This window comes from Streptomyces sp. NPDC052114, assembly GCF_040680155.1.
Lineage (GTDB): Bacteria > Actinomycetota > Actinomycetes > Streptomycetales > Streptomycetaceae > Streptomyces.
The window spans coordinates 28,770-43,170 of the sequence record NZ_JBFAWC010000035.1 but is presented as its reverse complement, the minus strand read 5'-3'; the positions used below and the strand labels follow the sequence as shown (position 1 = coordinate 43,170).

Here is a 14,401-nt window from a genome sequence, read left to right as displayed (position 1 = left end):
GGCTTCGCCGCCGGGGGCCTCGACGACGCCGTCGAGGGAGACGAAAGCAGAGCTGATCAACGTACGCATCTCAAGATCTCCTGATGTCCATGGGATCTCCACAATGCGCTGTCCGGATCAGGGCGGCAAGGAACGATCACATCACGATCGTCGCCGCGTCCTCTGCGTCCTCCGCGTCCTCTGGGTTCTCTGTGTCCTCCGCGGTGGGCGAGGCGGAGGCCAAGAAGTGTCCTGCCCACCTGTGAACCCACCGAGGATCCGTCTGCACGGTGTGATTGGCTTCGCCGCATGGATCACAGGCCGGCACCTCCCTTCGACCCTGAACTGGGCGTCGTACTCACGGGTTTGAGCGAGGAGGCGCGGAAGCCGATCACGCCGGACGACCTCGCGGAGCGGCAGCGGCGGGATGCCGGGTCCCGGCCCCGGCCGACGGCCGAAGAACTCCGTGCCGACGGGCGGTTCGAGGTGGCGGAGCTGCGCGTGCCGGGGCCGCCGGACGGGCTGGACGTCACCCTCGTGAGCGCCCGCCCGTCCGGACTCGCCGGACGGCCCCTGCCCCTCCTCTACTACCTGCATGGCGGCGCCATGATCATGGGCAACGCGTGGTCCGTGCTCCCACGGATCCTGCGTGAGTGGGCGCTGCCGCTCGAACTGGCCGTCCTGTCCGTCGAGTACCGCCTGGCACCGACGACCACGTACCCGGGACCGCTGGAGGACTGCTACGCCGGGCTCGCCTGGGCGATCGGGCACGCGGACGAACTGGGCATCGACGCGGACCGCGTCATCATCGGCGGCAAGAGCGCCGGAGGCGGCCTCGCCGCCGCCCTCGCTATGCTGGCGCGCGACCGAGGCGGGCCGCGAGCGCTCGGGCAGTTGTTGCTGTGCCCGATGCTCGACGACCGCGACGAGACGTTCTCCAGCCATCAGATGTCGGGCCTGGGCGTGTGGGACCGCACCTCCAACGCGACTGCGTGGAAAGCGCTGTTGGGGGACCGCCGCGGCGCCGATGACCTTCCGCCCTACGCGGCCCCCGCCCGTGCCACGGATCTCTCCGGACTGCCCCCGGCCTACGTCGACGTCGGCTCGGCCGAGATGTTCCGGGACGAGGCGGTGGCGTACGCGAACGGGATCTGGCAGGCGGGCGGACAGGCCGAACTGCACGTGTGGCCCGGCGCCTTCCACGGCTTCGACGGGATGGCGCCGCGCGCCGCGCTCACCCGGGACGCACGGGACACCCGCACGCGCTGGCTCCGGCGCCTCCTCGCGCAGTCCGGCACGGAGGACCGGCCCCACTCCTTGGAGTAGAACCGGCCGCTGGGCTCAGCCGAACTGGCCGGGCTGGTAGTCGCCCGCGGGCTGCTGGACGATGACGTTCGCCCGGTTGAAGGCGTTGATGAGGGAAATCGAGGCCACCAGGGCGGCGAGCTGCTCCTCGTCGTAGTGCTTGGCGGCGTTCGCCCAGGCCTCGTCCGTGACCCCGCCGGCCGCGTCCGCGATCCGGGTGCCCTGCTCCGTCAGCTCCAGCGCGGCGCGCTCGGCCTCGGTGAAGACCGTGGCCTCCCGCCAGGCCGCGACGAGGTTGAGGCGCACGGCGCTCTCACCCGCGGCAGCGGCGTCCTTGCCGTGCATGTCGGTGCAGAAGCCGCACCCGTTGATCTGGCTGGCGCGAAGCCTCACCAGTTCCTGCGTCGTGGCGGGCAGTGTCGACTCCGCAAGACCCTTGCTCGCGGCGACGATGTGCTTGAAGACCTTGGTGAGGGTCTCGCTCGCGAAGACGTCCAGACGTGCGCTCATGGTGTTCTCCTCTGTCGTTTCTGCCGTTCTCATGTGCTGGTACACGTATGACGGAACGGCTCGACGAGATGTGACAGAGGCGGGCGGACCCGTCGCGGAAAGCCGGGCCGGGTGGCGGACCTCCGGCCCTCGGCGGTCAGCTCCCGATCCCGCCGTCGCTGCTGAGGAGCTGCCCGTTGATCCATCCGCCCTGCTCGGAGCAGAGGAAGCCGACCAGGTGCGCGCAGTCGCGCGGGACGCCGAGGCGCCCCAGTGGTGTGGCCTCGGTCAGCTGGTCCCTGAGAGGCGCGGGCATCCAGCCGTTGTCCACCGGCCCCGGGTTGATCGCGTTCGCGGTCACCCCCAGCCCGGCGAACTCCCGGGCGGCGGCCAGGACGATCCGGTCGAGGGCGCCCTTGCTGGCGCCGTAGGGCAGATTGTGCGCAGTGTGGTCGCTGGTGAGGGCGATGATCCGGCCACGCCTGTGTGCTCCCGCGAACCGGGACCCGTACTCCTTGATCAGCAGCCAGCTCGCCCGGGCGTTCACGGCGAAGTGGCGGTCGAAGCTCTCGACGCTCGTGTCGAGGATCGAGGAATCCACGGACTCGGCGTGGCACATCACGAGGGCGTCGACGGTGCGTCCGCCGAAGCCCTCCGTGACCGCCTCGAAGAGCTGCGCCGGGGAGTCCGGGGCGGCGAGATCAGCCTCGAACCCGATGGCGTGCGCTCCCAGTTCGGCGAGCTCCGCGCTGAGCCGGGCCGCGGCGCCCGGGGTCGCGCCCCAGGCCATCCGGGCGTCGTAGGAGGTCAGATAGCTGAAGGCCACGTCCCAGCCGCCATCGGCGAGTTCGCGTGCGATGGCGTACGCGATGCCCTCGGGACGCCCGGCCCCGGTGACGAGCGCGAGGGGGCGGGCGGGTGCGGTGGTGTGCTGCGGTGAATTCGTCATCGCGCGGCATCCTCGTGCGCCACGACGTCCGCCGCATCTGGATTAATGCGGTCGGTACGTCCAGCCGTACGTCCAGCCGTACGTCCATCAGTACATCCGTCCCCGCGCGAGCGCCGCAGCCTCGGCCCCAAGGCCCGAACATCCCTGTCTCTGCGAGACTTGCCGACATGACAAGCGTGACAGGTGTGGCAGTTGTGACAGAACCGGCCGAGGGTGGAACCGGAGCCGTGTCGTGACGGACGGGGAAAGGCCGCGCGCCGCGCGCCTCGCCGCTCACGGTGACGTCTCCACATCCCTGGCCCTGCACAGTGACCACGCGCTGCGCGAACTCGTGGATGGCGCCGTGCCGATCGGCTCCGGCATCGGCGGCACGTCGGCTTTGCTGGAGGTCGCCGGCACCCAGGTCTTCGTGAAACGCGTGCCCCTCACCGATCTCGAACGCCGACCGGAGAGCGTCCGCTCCACGGCGAATCTGTTCGAGCTGCCGCTCTTTTGCCAATACGGCATCGGCGGACCGGGGTTCGGCGCATGGCGCGAGCTCGCCGCGCACGTCATGACGACCGACTGGGTTCTGACGGGGGACTGCGAGAACTTCCCGCTCATGTACCACTGGCGCGTGCTCCCGGGTATGACGCCTCTCCCCGAGGAACTGGCCGATGTCGAAAAGGCCGTCGCCTATTGGGGAGGCGGCCCGCAGGTGCGCGGTCGGATCGAGGAACTGCGGAAGGCGTCGGCGAGCGTCGCGCTGTTCCTGGAGTACATCCCGCAGAACCTGCACCAGTGGCTGGGCGAGAGGATGCAGGCCGGGGGAGAGCAAGCGGAACGGGCTTGCGCCATGACGGAAAGGGAGTTGGTGGCCGGTACGTCGTTCATGAACAGTCGAGGCCTGCTGCACTTCGACGCTCATTTCGAGAACATCCTCACCGACGGCCGAAGCCTCTTCTTCACGGACTTCGGACTGGCTCTTTCCTCCCGGTTCGACCTGTCCCCAGAAGAGACGGCCTTCTTCGACCGGCATCAGACCTACGACCGCTGCTACTCGCTTTCCTACTTGGTGAACTGGCTGATCACTGATCTGTACGGATATGCGAGAGACGACCGCGAGGCGCGGATACGGGCGTACGCCCAAGGCGAGCGCCCCAGCGGAATCCCAGAGGTCGCCGGGTCCCTCCTCACCCGTCACGCATCACTCGCCGCCGTGATGACGGACTTCCTCCGCGCGCTTCAGTACGAGAGCAGGGAAATCCCGTACCCATGGGAGGAGATCGAAGGAATCGGCGAGGCCCTCGGTTCTCGTCGGCGCAGTCCGCGACGGGTCCCGCGATAGGTTCCGCGACGGGTCAGTCCGCGTACGCCGCGATAGCCGTCCGTACGAACGCGCGGACGAGCGGATTCGTGTCGGGCTCCCGCCACGCCGCCACCGCCCGGCTAGGTGCCATGTCGAGGAGAGGCACCACGGTCAGGCCTTCCGGGGGCTCGTGGTCCAGGAGTGTCAGGCCCACCGTGCCGTTCCAGAGCACGGCTTGTCGGCATTCGTGGACGGCACGTACCACCGGGCCCTCGCGCGACTGCCCGCCGTGCCAGTACGCCTGCCACAGGGGGTCCGTCCCGGCCGGGAAGCGGAACCAGCGGCGGTCGGTCAGGTCGGACAGATTCAGGGCGTCGCGGCGGGCCAGCGCGTCGTCGGTGCGCAGGAGCGCGCCCACCGGGTCGGCGCGCAGGTCGCGTACGGCCAGGCCGGTCCCGTCGAACGGTCCTCGGGTCAGGGCGACGTCGACGACTCCAGCGTGCAGTCCGCAGGTGGGGTCGGTCAGGTCGGTGTCACGGACGCGCACGTCGACGTCCGGGTACCGGCGGCGGAAGGCCTCGGCCAGCCGTGTCGCGCCGGTGTCGGTGCTGTCGCCCAGGATGCCGATGGTGAGGACCGAGGTACCGGCCGCCGCGGCCACGCGCAGGCGCGCCCGGTCGGCCTGGAGGAGCAGAGCGCGTGCCTCGTCGAGCAGCACCGTCCCCGCCGCGGTGAGCGTGACGCCGATGGGGGAGCGGACGAGGAGCAACGCGCCGAGATCCGCCTCCAGTTGTTTGATCGCCCGGCTCAGCGGCGGCTGGCTCATGTGGAGCCGGGCCGCGGCGCGGCCGAAGTGGAGTTCCTCGGCGACCGCCACGAAATAGCGCAGCGTACGTAGCTCCATGCTGCGACGATACCCAAGCGGTATCGGCGTCGCGGAACGGGTCTTGGACGGGAGCCGTGCCGTGGCCGTGGAATCGAGACATGAACAGCGAACCGAAGTCCCACCCTGTGTCCCGCGATCTGAAGTCCACCGCGCCCTCCCGCGATCCGAAGCCCACCGCGCCGTCCCGCGATCCGAAGTCCACTTTGCCGTCCGGCGATCTGAAGCCCACCGCTCCGTTCGGAGATCCGGACGCCACCGCACCGGCTGCCGCCCCCGACGCCGCTCCCGCCGTCGTCCTCGTCCGCCCCGACGAAGGCGAGACCATCGTCCTGGGCACCACACGCATGCGCGTCCTCGAAGACGGCAGCCACACCGAGCACCGGCTCGGGCTCGCCGAGTCCGTCCTCGCGCCGCACACCCCAGGTCCGCCGCAGCACCGCCACGCCCAGCACGACGAGGGCTTCTACATCGTCTCCGGGACCGTGCGGTTCACCGTCGGCGCGACGGACCATGACGCGACGGCGGGCACCTTCGTGATGGTCCCGCCCGGCGCGCCGCACACCTTCGCCAATGTGACCGACCAGCCGGCCGTCATGCTCAGCATCCTCACGCCGGATCTGTACATGCAGTACTTCCGGGATCTGCGGGACTTGACCTCCGGCGGCCGGCCGCTGACCCCGCGGGCGAACATCGAGACGATGAGCCGCTACGCGACCGAGCCGGTCGCCGACCTCTCCTGACGGAGCGCCTCCAGGACCACGCGTACCGCCGCGCGAGGCGGTGAGCCGCGGCGGACGGCCGCCGTGATCGTGCGCGTCACCGGGGCGGCGAGTTCCAGAGTGGCGACGCGGTAGCGGCGGTCGACGGCGAGGCCGGGCAGCAGGGTGATGGACAGGCCCGCCTCGACGTGCTGGAGGGCCAGCATGTAGTTGCTGAAACGGCACACCACGCGCGGTTCGAAGCTCGCCTGACGGCACAGCCGCTGCGCGAGGTTCGCCATGTACGACTGCGGCATGTCGAACGCCCACGCCTCGTCCGCGCACGCCGCCAGGTCGACCGCGCCGCGCCCGGCGGCGGGGTGGTCGGCAGGGACCACCAGGAGGACCGGGTCCGTGGCCAGCGGCACGAGGTCGAGGTCGGGACCGAGCGGCAGCTCGTCGAAGTCCGTGGTCGTGATGATGATGTCCGCGTCGCCGCCCCGCAGCGCGGGCAGGCTCTCGTGCGGTTCCAGTTGCAGCAACTCCACACCGAGGTGCGGGTGCTCGCGTGCCAGGCGCGTCACCGCGGGCACGGCCATCGTATGGACCGCGCTCTGGAACGCCCCGAGTCGCACGAGCCCGGCCGGTTCCTCGCCGAAGCCGCGCAGCTCCGCCTCGACGCTGTCCATGTGATCGAGGATCGCCCGCGCCCGCCGCGCGAGGATCAGCCCGGCCGGGGTCAGCCGCACCCGGCGCCCGGACCGCTCCAGGAGCTGGGTCCGCGTCTCGGTCTCGAGCACGGCGAGCTGCTGGGAGACGTTCGACGGGCTCAGGTTCGCCGCCTGGGCGACGGCGCGGACGGTGCCGAGCGTGTCCAGTTGGCTCAGCAGCCGGAGCCTCCAGGGGTTCATCACACCCCGCATTATTGTGCGGTTCTGCCGTACAGGGAGGACGGAATTGTGAGATGGACGTGACGTTCCGGTGCGGCCTACCGTCGGCGGCATGACCGCCTCGTCCCCCGCCTCGCAGTCCCCCACGTCCCGTGATCCGCAGTCCTCCGCATCCTTCGCCCCGCAGTACCCTGCGGACCTCACCCCGCAGTACCCTGCGGGCCTCACCCCGCAGTCCGCCGAGGCCTTCTGGACCGATGCCGAGAGGCATCTCGTCCGCTATGGCGGCGAGTTCACCCGCGAGATCATCGACCGTGCCGCCGGGAGCTTCGTGTTCACCGCGGACGGCAGGAAGATCCTGGACTTCACCTCCGGCCAGATGAGCGCGATCCTCGGCCACTCGCACCCCGAGATCGTCGAGACCGTCCAGCAGGGCGTCGCGACCCTCGACCACCTCTTCAGCGGCATGCTCAGCCGCCCGGTGGTCGACCTCGCCCGCCGCCTCGCCGAGAGCCTCCCCGCGCCGCTGGAGAAGGCGCTGCTGCTGACCACCGGAGCCGAGTCGAACGAAGCCGCCGTCCGGATGGCCAAGCTCGTCACCGGGCGGCACGAGATCGTCTCGTTCGCGCGGTCCTGGCACGGCATGACCCAGGCCGCCGCGTCCGCCACGTACAGCGCGGGTCGCAAGGGCTACGGGCCCGGCGCGCCCGGCAACTTCGCCATCCCCGTGCCGAACGCCTACCGGCCCGACTTCACCACGCCCGACGGCTCGCTGGACTGGCGCCGCCAGCTGGACTTCGCCTTCGACCTGATCGACGCCCAGTCGACCGGCAGCCTCGCCGCGTGCCTGGTCGAACCGATCCTCAGCTCGGGCGGCATCGTCGAGCCGCCGCCCGGCTACTTCGCGGCCCTGCGCGACAAGTGCCGGGAGCGCGGCATGCTGCTGATCCTCGACGAGGCCCAGACCGGCCTGTGCCGCACCGGCACCTGGTACGCCTTCGAACGCGACGGCGTGGTCCCCGACATCCTCACCCTGTCCAAGACCCTCGGCGCCGGGCTGCCGCTGGCCGCGGTGATCACCAGCGCCGAGATCGAGCAGGAGGCGTACGAGCGCGGGTTCCTGTTCTTCACCACGCACGTCGCCGACCCGCTGGTGGCCGCCGTCGGCAACACCGTCCTGGACGTCCTGATCCGCGACGGGCTCGACGAGCGGGCGCGGACGCTCGGCGCGTTCCTGCGCAAGGGCCTCGACGACATCTCCGCGCGCCACGAGGTCGTCGGCGACATCCGCGGCCGGGGTCTGCTGGCGGGGCTCGAACTCGTCACCGACCGCGCGACCAAGCGCAGCTCGAACGACCTGGGCGCGCGGGTCACCCGACGCTGCCTCGAACTCGGCCTGCACATGAACATCGTCCAGCTCGCCGGGATGGGCGGCGTCCTGCGGATGGCACCGCCGCTCACCGCCACGGAGGAGGAGTTGTCACTCGGGCTGTCGATCCTGGACGAGGCGATCGGCGAGGCCGGCCGTACGCTCTGAGCGCTCCGCTGATGCACGCGCAGGACTGGCCGGCGAGGATGCCGTTCGGCTTCCGTTTCGAGGGCGGGCCGGAACTCCGTTCGGCGGTGGCGGCGGTGGCGGCGCGTTTCCGGGCGGCGGCGGAGCCAGTTCATGATCTCGGCGGATGAGAGTGTCTCGGCCGCGCGGGGGAGACACTCGGTCCACGGGGGCGATTCCTCGTTCTGCCCGGTCCACGAGGGTGGAGCCATGGCATTCAAGATCCTTCACACGCCCCCGCCCGTCGGCGACACCGAACGGCCGGTTCCCCGCTGGGCGATGCGCCTGGCGTACGCGCTTCCGCTGCTCCTGCTGCCGTCGTGCCTGTGGCGGCTGCCTTTCGCCCTCCACTTCGAGATGGGCCAGGTCCAGGAGCTCGGCATGCCGCCCTACTGGCTGAGCATCCCGTACGTGCTCGGACTCAGTGTCTTCTCCGAGGCGACCGCGATCCTGGCCATCGGCCTGGTCCGGGGCTGGGGCGAAGTGGCGCCCGCCTGGGTCCCGTTCATCGGGGGCAAGCGGGTCAGGCCGCTCGCGGCGGTCGTCCCCGCGGTCATCGGTGGTCTGATCCTCACCCTGCTGTTCACCAGTATCCCCATCGGCGACGGCCGCAGGATCACGGCGTACGGAATCACCGAGGGGGTCGAGTACGTCAACGGAGCGTGGGGGACGCTCGCGGCGGTGTGCATCGCCCCGACCGCCGTGTGGGGGCCCATCATCATCGCTCTCGCGGTGGCCTACTACCGGCGTCGGACGCGGGGCACGACCGGACCGGATCGGACCGGAGCGGTCCGCGACGGGCGCACGACTCACGATGCGAGCAGGTCCTCCAGTTCTGCCGCGAACAGTTGGGCGGGGTCGAACCCCATGCCGCTGAAGTGACCGGCAAGTTCCAAGGACAGGACACCATGCAGCCGTGTCCAGAAGGTCAGGGCCCGGTGGAGCGCGGCCGGTGAGGCGGGGTGGTCGACCGACCACTGGAGCCGGTCGGCGAGGTGCGCTTCGAGTGGCGTCGCGGGGGCGTCCGACGGCGGCGAGGGACAGGCGCCGAGCAGCGTCCCCATGATCTCGTCGGAGACGGCGGTGATGTCGTCGGGCGCGTGGTAGCCGGGGACTGGCGTGCCGTAGATGAGCAGGTAGCGCTGAGGGTCGTCGAGGGCCCAGCGGCGCAGGGCATGCGCGAGGGCGGCCAGGTCGGCGCCGGGCTCCTGACCCGGTGCGGTGGCGCCGACCCCGTTGAAGGTGTCGGCGAGGCTGCGATACGCGTCCGAGATCAACTCGGTGATCAGCGCGTCGCGGTTGGCGTAGTAGCGGTAGAGGGCGGGGCCACTCATGCCCATCCGCTTGGCGATGGCGTTGAGCGAGAGCGCGGAGGCCCCGGCGCTGGCGATCTGCTCCCAGGCGTGTTCCTTGATCTCCGCGCGGACCTGGGTGCGGTAGCGCTCGCGAGGGTTCGCCGCCTCGGCCTTCGCCTTCGTGGGCCCGGTCGTCCCGGTCTCCGCCATGGCCTGCCTCATTCCGCATTCCGCGTCTCGATGCCGCCAGTCGCTGTTGTAGCTACAGCATCACGTTCCAGTTAGAAGGTATCACGCAACCGCTTGACGACGCCCTCTCGCTGGAGTTACAACTTATAACGAACGGCAAAGCCACTCACTTCAGCGTCCGACCGCGGACATACCCAGGGGAGAGTCATGTCCAGCACGCGCAGCACCGACGTCCGTCATAACGGAGTTCGCCGCACCGACGTCCCTACCGGCGACGTTCGCAGCGTCAACGCCCGGACCAGCGGCGCTCGCCGCACCGGCGTCCGCGCCGCCCTGCTCACCGTTCCGCTCGTGGTCGGCGTCCTCGCCACGGCCGCCGTGCCCGCCGGCGCCACCGCTTCCGGCTCGCATCACCCCGGCTCCGGCAAGTCCCTCACCTGCCGCGGACAGGGCGTCGACCCGAAGGCCGTCGTCCGCTACCGCACCTCGACCGTGATCGACGCGCCGCTGAGCACCATCTGGAAGCTCCAGACGGACGTGGAGCGCTGGCCTTCGTGGCAGGCCGGCGTCGAGACGATGGAGCGCCTCGACCACGGCCCCTTCCGCAAGGGCTCGTCGTTCCGCTGGACGACCCCGGTGCCCGCCACCCCGTCGACCCCCGCCACCACCTTGGAGATCACCTCGACGGTCAAGCAGCTCAAGCACAAGTCGTGCATACGCTGGGAAGGCCCCGCGATCGGCGACGGGCTGCGCATCGACAACGGCGTGCACGTGTGGAACTTCACCGAGGTCAAGGGCGGCGTCCTCGTGCAGACCGAGGAGACTCACGTCGGTGCCCAGAGCGAGGCGGACCCCGACAAGGCGACCGAGCTTCTCGGCGGAGGCCTCGAAGCATGGATGCGGGAGCTGAAGGTGGCCGCCGAAGCCCGTGCGGATGCCGAGTCGCGCTGACGTGTCAACGGCCGTCGCCCTTGGGCCGGTCGAAGTGATGGCACGTCGCGCCCGCGCCCACCAGCGCCGTGGCGATGAGCATCCCGTGCGCGATGACGACGCCGACGCCGAGAAGGGTCAGCATCAGCGCGAGTACGGCCCAGGTTCCTCGGCGGTCGTACTCGCGCGGACGGTACGGCCGCCCCTCGCTCATGGCCCGGGCGAAGCGGGGGTCGTCCGCCTCCAGACGGGACGCGATCGTGGCGAGTCGGCTGTCGTCGCTGTGCAGCATGTCCGTACCTCCGGCGTCGGCGTGATGAGCGGGTCGTTGGGGCGAGGGCGATGGGTGTCGGCAGGGGGGGGGCGGTTCATGGCAGGGCGAAATAGCGGAACCACACCCACAGGGAGGCGATGACGAGGGAGAGCGCGGTGACGACGAGGCCGTAGCGGCTGAACTGCCAGAACGAGATGTGCTCGCCCTCGCGGTCGGCGATGCCGATCACCACGACGTTCGCCGAGGACGCGATGATCGTGGCGTTCCCGCCGAGGTCGGCGCCCAGCGCGAAGGACCACCACAGGACCTGCGCCTCGTCGGCGCCGGCGGCGCCGACGATCTGCTCGACGACCGGGCTGACGGATGCCACGAAGGGGACGTTGTCGATGACGGCGGAGGGCACGGCCGAGCCGAATACCAGCGCCATGGACGTGCCGAACAACTGGCCGTCGGTGGCCCGCGCGGCGGCCTGGCCGAGCGCTTCGAGGGTGCCGGTGCGCACGAGCGCTCCGACCATCACGAAGAGCCCGGCGAAGAAGGCGAGGGTCTGCCACTCGACGTCCTTGATCACCTGCACCGTCGCGTCGCGGGAGGCGCCCAGGAGCAGCAGCCCGCCGGCCATGGCGATCACGGAGGGCTCCAGACGGAGCGTCGTGTGCAGGACGAACGCGGCCATCACGAGCACGATGACCGCACCGCTCACGGCCAGCAGCCGGGTGTCCTTGATCGCGTCACGCGGGCGCAGTTCCCGGACCGTCAGCGCCCGCTCCGGGTCGGCGACGAACGCCTTGCGGAACATGACGCGGAACAGGAGGGGCAGCACGGCCAGGAGGATCAGGACGATCGGAGCCATGTGCAGCAGGAAGTCGTTGAAGGAGAGCCCGGCGCGCGAGCCGATCATGAGGTTGGGCGGGTCGCCGATCAGCGTGGCGGCCCCGGCGATGTTGCAGGTCATCACCTCGGCGATCAGATAGGGAGCGACCGGCAGGCCGAGCCGGCGGCAGACGAGAATCGTCACGGGCGCGATCAGCAGCACCGTGGTGACGTTGTCGAACCACGGGGAGAGCAGCGCGGTGGCGGCGCACAGCAGCACCATGAGGCGGTACGGCCGTCCGCCGGCCTTCTGCGCCGCCCAGATGGCGAAGAACTCGAAGACGCCGGTGCGCTTGAGCACCGAGACGATCAGCATCATGCCGAGCAGCAGAAAGAGGACGTTCCAGTCGATGCCGGCGTGTGCGGAGTAGAACGCGTGCTCGGCGTCGGTGGCGCCGATGAGCAGCATGGCGATCGCGCCGCCCAGCGCGGCCGCCACCCGGTGCACCCACTCGGTGGCGATGAGCACGTACACGACGGCGAACACGATCAGAGCGAGCCACGTGGTCACATCCATCGGCGGCCTCCCTGTGCCGGGTTCCGCGTCGCCCGCCCTCGGCCGTGGCCGGGGTCCCGCCTTCTCACCGTCTCCCGAGCCGGTTCGCGCCCACCATCAGGGCCGACCCCCATATCCCGGGGAATGCGCCATGTATCCGGGGGAGCAGTCCTCGGGACATGGGGGTGTGCGGGGTGTCGGCGCAGGCCACGGGCCCGGATGGGTGTCGCCCCCGATGGACACGACCCCTGCCGAGCAGGAAGCCTGGGGGCAGGCGGCTCTACCGTTGCCGACCGTTCACGCGAGGAGGTCCCGCACCTGTGTCCCTGTTCTGGCGGATCTTCCTGCTGAACGCCACCGTTCTGCTCGCCGCCGTGGCTCTCCTCCTGCTCGGGCCGGTCACCGTGTCGACGCCGGTGCTGCTGACGGAGACGCTGATCCTGGCGGCGGGCCTGGTGGTTATGCTGACGGCCAACGCGGCGCTGCTGCGTATCGGGCTCGCGCCGCTGCAGCGGGTGACCCGGGCCATGACCACCACGGACCTGCTGCGCCCCGGTGTGCGTCCCACGGCGTCCGGGACCGACGACGTGGGCGGCCTGATCGAGACGTACAACGCGATGCTCGACCGTCTGGAGGGCGAGCGCGCGGCGAGTACCGCCCGCGCCCTGTCCGCGCAGGAGGCGGAGCGGCGCAGGGTCGCGCAGGAACTGCACGACGAGGTCGGCCAGACCCTGACCGCCGTGCTGCTGGAGCTCAAGTCCGCGGCGGACCAGGCCCCCGAGCCGCTGCGGGAGGACCTGCACCGGATCCAGGAGACGACCCGGGCGGGTTTGGACGAGATCCGGCGCATCGCCCGGCGGTTGCGGCCCGGGGTCCTGGAGGAGCTGGGACTCGTGAGCGCGTTGAGGTCGCTGGGCATCGAGTACACGGACTGGGCCGACACCGTGGTCAGCAGCGAGGTGCCCTCGCGCCTGCCTCCCCTGGGGCGCGAGGCCGAACTGGTCATCTACCGCGTGGCGCAGGAAGGGCTGACCAATGTCGTACGGCATGCCGACGCGTCCCGGGCCGGTCTCGCCGTGAGCGTCACCGAAGACCGGGTCACCCTCGTCATCCGGGACGACGGCCGGGGCATCGGCGCCGCGGAGGAAGGCGCCGGGATCCGGGGCATGCGGGAGCGCGCCCTGCTCGTCGGGGCGGACCTGACCGTCGCTCCCGCCGGGGCGCGGGGGACAGAGGTGCGGCTCGACGTCCCGGTCACGACTGCGGAGAGAGGCTGATGAACGAGCGCGGCATTCGGATCCTGCTGGCGGACGACCACGCGTTGGTGCGGCGGGGCGTGCGCCTCATCCTCGACAGGGAACCCGACCTGACCGTGGTGGCCGAGGCGGGGGACGGTGCGGAAGCCGTCGCCCTCGCGAAGTCCGAGCGGCCCGACCTGGCCGTGCTGGACATCGCCATGCCCCGGCTCACCGGACTTCAGGCCGCCCGTGAACTGGCGCGCCTCCAGCCGGAACTGCGCATCCTGATCCTGACGATGTACGACAACGAGCAGTTCTTCTTCGAGGCACTCAAGGCGGGTGCCTGCGGTTACGTGCTCAAGTCCGTGGCCGACCGGGATCTGGTCGAGGCGTGCAGGGCGGCCGCCCGGGACGAACCGTTCGTATACCCGGGCGCGCTCAAAGCCTTGATCCGGGACCATCTGGAGCGCGTGCGCCGAGGTGACGGTGTGCCGGAGCGCACCATCACCGATCGCGAGGAGGAGATCCTCAAGCTGGTCGCCGAGGGGAACACGTCGCAGCAGATCGCCGATCTCTTGTTCATCAGCGTGAAGACGGTGGAACGGCATCGCGCCAACCTGCTCCAGAAGCTGGGTCTGAAGGACCGCCTCGAACTCACCCGCTATGCCATCCGCGTGGGGCTGATCGAACCCTGAGGCCGTCCCGCCGAGCCCCGGGTGGGCGTCTGAGCCAACCTTGAATTCAAGCCGACGGCGCCGGAGTTATGCCTTGTATGTCGGAGAAGAAAGACAACGCGTCAATTGGCATACGCTAAAGTAATGGTCAAGAGATAACCGCTCTGATGATTGCCTGCCTGCTCATCAGGGCGGGGCATGGGCATGTTCGACGCAGGAAAGGGGGATGCCATGAGCCGACTCGGCCCCTTCGCGGGGTTGCCCCGCACCTCGGCCTCCCTTTCGGACTTCGTGCGCCCCTATCGCTGCCCGCGGATCGACAACGCGGCGCGCGACGGCGTTCCTGAATGCCGCCTCCAGGCAATCTGACCACTTCTCTCGGCTCGCCCCGAT

The 14,401-nt window shown here is 70.3% G+C and carries 16 protein-coding genes and 1 pseudogene; 9 read left to right on the top strand and 8 right to left on the bottom strand.

Annotated features, from left to right (window positions below; all coding sequences use genetic code 11):
• Positions 1–69, bottom strand: a pseudogene (locus AB0L89_RS40375) (deaminase); the annotation flags it as partial.
• 219 nt (positions 70–288) lie between these two features.
• On the opposite strand from AB0L89_RS40375, the gene AB0L89_RS40370 reads away from it, so the two are divergent.
• On the top strand, positions 289–1,305 hold the full coding sequence (locus AB0L89_RS40370; RefSeq protein WP_365152860.1) for an alpha/beta hydrolase: 1,017 nt from the start codon (positions 289–291) through the stop codon (positions 1,303–1,305).
• Between the two features lie 15 nt (positions 1,306–1,320).
• Here AB0L89_RS40370 and AB0L89_RS40365 read toward each other — a convergent pair whose 3' ends face one another.
• The gene (locus AB0L89_RS40365) at positions 1,321–1,794 is read right to left on the bottom strand and encodes a carboxymuconolactone decarboxylase family protein (RefSeq protein WP_365152858.1); all 474 of its coding nucleotides are present in this window, start codon (positions 1,792–1,794) and stop codon (positions 1,321–1,323) included.
• Positions 1,795–1,930: 136 nt separating this feature from the next.
• Complete coding sequence (locus AB0L89_RS40360) at positions 1,931–2,722, bottom strand: SDR family oxidoreductase (protein ID WP_365152856.1); 792 nt, start codon at positions 2,720–2,722, stop codon at positions 1,931–1,933.
• 232 nt (positions 2,723–2,954) lie between these two features.
• On the opposite strand from AB0L89_RS40360, the gene AB0L89_RS40355 reads away from it, so the two are divergent.
• The gene (locus tag AB0L89_RS40355) at positions 2,955–4,049 is read left to right on the top strand and encodes a protein kinase family protein (protein ID WP_365152854.1); all 1,095 of its coding nucleotides are present in this window, start codon (positions 2,955–2,957) and stop codon (positions 4,047–4,049) included.
• 13 nt (positions 4,050–4,062) lie between these two features.
• On the opposite strand, the gene AB0L89_RS40350 is transcribed toward AB0L89_RS40355, so the two are convergent.
• Positions 4,063–4,914 (bottom strand): LysR substrate-binding domain-containing protein, encoded by an 852-nt coding sequence (locus tag AB0L89_RS40350; RefSeq protein WP_365152852.1) that lies wholly within the window; start codon positions 4,912–4,914, stop codon positions 4,063–4,065.
• A gap of 326 nt (positions 4,915–5,240) precedes the next feature.
• On the opposite strand from AB0L89_RS40350, the gene AB0L89_RS40345 reads away from it, so the two are divergent.
• Positions 5,241–5,636 (top strand): cupin domain-containing protein, encoded by a 396-nt coding sequence (locus AB0L89_RS40345; protein ID WP_365152862.1) that lies wholly within the window; start codon positions 5,241–5,243, stop codon positions 5,634–5,636.
• Here AB0L89_RS40345 and AB0L89_RS40340 read toward each other — a convergent pair.
• On the bottom strand, positions 5,603–6,508 hold the full coding sequence (locus AB0L89_RS40340; protein WP_365152850.1) for a LysR substrate-binding domain-containing protein: 906 nt from the start codon (positions 6,506–6,508) through the stop codon (positions 5,603–5,605). The genes AB0L89_RS40345 and AB0L89_RS40340 overlap by 34 nt on opposite strands.
• Positions 6,509–6,596: 88 nt before the next feature.
• On the opposite strand from AB0L89_RS40340, the gene AB0L89_RS40335 reads away from it, so the two are divergent.
• On the top strand, positions 6,597–8,021 hold the full coding sequence (locus tag AB0L89_RS40335) for an aspartate aminotransferase family protein (RefSeq protein WP_365152848.1): 1,425 nt from the start codon (positions 6,597–6,599) through the stop codon (positions 8,019–8,021).
• Positions 8,022–8,249: 228 nt separating this feature from the next.
• A complete protein-coding gene (locus tag AB0L89_RS40330) occupies positions 8,250–8,921 on the top strand; it encodes a hypothetical protein (protein ID WP_365152846.1) in 672 nt (223 codons plus the stop codon).
• Here AB0L89_RS40330 and AB0L89_RS40325 read toward each other — a convergent pair.
• On the bottom strand, positions 8,849–9,544 hold the full coding sequence (locus tag AB0L89_RS40325; protein WP_365152844.1) for a TetR/AcrR family transcriptional regulator: 696 nt from the start codon (positions 9,542–9,544) through the stop codon (positions 8,849–8,851). The two genes, AB0L89_RS40330 and AB0L89_RS40325, sit on opposite strands and share 73 nt — an antisense overlap.
• Before the next feature lie 186 nt (positions 9,545–9,730).
• Between AB0L89_RS40325 and AB0L89_RS40320 the strand changes: the two genes are divergently transcribed.
• Complete coding sequence (locus tag AB0L89_RS40320; RefSeq protein WP_365152842.1) at positions 9,731–10,474, top strand: SRPBCC family protein; 744 nt, start codon at positions 9,731–9,733, stop codon at positions 10,472–10,474.
• A gap of 4 nt (positions 10,475–10,478) precedes the next feature.
• On the opposite strand, the gene AB0L89_RS40315 is transcribed toward AB0L89_RS40320, so the two are convergent.
• Together AB0L89_RS40315 and AB0L89_RS40310 are read right to left on the bottom strand one after the other, a co-directional pair.
• On the bottom strand, positions 10,479–10,745 hold the full coding sequence (locus tag AB0L89_RS40315; RefSeq protein ID WP_365152840.1) for a DUF3040 domain-containing protein: 267 nt from the start codon (positions 10,743–10,745) through the stop codon (positions 10,479–10,481).
• A 76-nt stretch (positions 10,746–10,821) separates the two neighbouring features.
• Positions 10,822–12,117: an ArsB/NhaD family transporter gene (locus AB0L89_RS40310; protein WP_365152838.1), complete on the bottom strand. Its 1,296-nt coding sequence runs from the start codon at positions 12,115–12,117 to the stop codon at positions 10,822–10,824.
• A gap of 299 nt (positions 12,118–12,416) precedes the next feature.
• Between AB0L89_RS40310 and AB0L89_RS40305 the strand changes: the two genes are divergently transcribed.
• The 3 genes from AB0L89_RS40305 (at position 12,417) to AB0L89_RS40295 (ending at position 14,377) form a co-directional block, all read left to right on the top strand.
• Positions 12,417–13,373, top strand: a complete 957-nt coding sequence (locus AB0L89_RS40305; protein WP_365152836.1) for a HAMP domain-containing sensor histidine kinase — start codon at positions 12,417–12,419, stop codon at positions 13,371–13,373.
• Positions 13,373–14,029: a response regulator transcription factor gene (locus AB0L89_RS40300; RefSeq protein ID WP_365152834.1), complete on the top strand. Its 657-nt coding sequence runs from the start codon at positions 13,373–13,375 to the stop codon at positions 14,027–14,029. Before AB0L89_RS40305 ends, AB0L89_RS40300 begins: the two co-directional genes overlap by 1 nt.
• 177 nt (positions 14,030–14,206) lie before the next feature.
• Positions 14,207–14,377, top strand: coding sequence for a hypothetical protein (locus AB0L89_RS40295; RefSeq protein ID WP_365152832.1), 171 nt, complete (start codon positions 14,207–14,209; stop codon positions 14,375–14,377).
• Positions 14,378–14,401: the final 24 nt, after the last annotated feature.

Coding starts and splice junctions, on each gene's coding strand:
- AB0L89_RS40370 (WP_365152860.1), top strand. CDS start 289: ATGGATCACAGGCCGGCACCTCCCTTCGACCCTGAACTGGGCGTCGTA.
- AB0L89_RS40365 (WP_365152858.1), bottom strand. CDS start 1,794: ATGAGCGCACGTCTGGACGTCTTCGCGAGCGAGACCCTCACCAAGGTC.
- AB0L89_RS40360 (WP_365152856.1), bottom strand. CDS start 2,722: ATGACGAATTCACCGCAGCACACCACCGCACCCGCCCGCCCCCTCGCG.
- AB0L89_RS40350 (WP_365152852.1), bottom strand. CDS start 4,914: ATGGAGCTACGTACGCTGCGCTATTTCGTGGCGGTCGCCGAGGAACTC.
- AB0L89_RS40345 (WP_365152862.1), top strand. CDS start 5,241: ATGCGCGTCCTCGAAGACGGCAGCCACACCGAGCACCGGCTCGGGCTC.
- AB0L89_RS40335 (WP_365152848.1), top strand. CDS start 6,597: ATGACCGCCTCGTCCCCCGCCTCGCAGTCCCCCACGTCCCGTGATCCG.
- AB0L89_RS40330 (WP_365152846.1), top strand. CDS start 8,250: ATGGCATTCAAGATCCTTCACACGCCCCCGCCCGTCGGCGACACCGAA.
- AB0L89_RS40325 (WP_365152844.1), bottom strand. CDS start 9,544: ATGGCGGAGACCGGGACGACCGGGCCCACGAAGGCGAAGGCCGAGGCG.
- AB0L89_RS40320 (WP_365152842.1), top strand. CDS start 9,731: ATGTCCAGCACGCGCAGCACCGACGTCCGTCATAACGGAGTTCGCCGC.
- AB0L89_RS40315 (WP_365152840.1), bottom strand. CDS start 10,745: ATGCTGCACAGCGACGACAGCCGACTCGCCACGATCGCGTCCCGTCTG.
- AB0L89_RS40310 (WP_365152838.1), bottom strand. CDS start 12,117: ATGGATGTGACCACGTGGCTCGCTCTGATCGTGTTCGCCGTCGTGTAC.
- AB0L89_RS40300 (WP_365152834.1), top strand. CDS start 13,373: ATGAACGAGCGCGGCATTCGGATCCTGCTGGCGGACGACCACGCGTTG.
- AB0L89_RS40295 (WP_365152832.1), top strand. CDS start 14,207: ATGGGCATGTTCGACGCAGGAAAGGGGGATGCCATGAGCCGACTCGGC.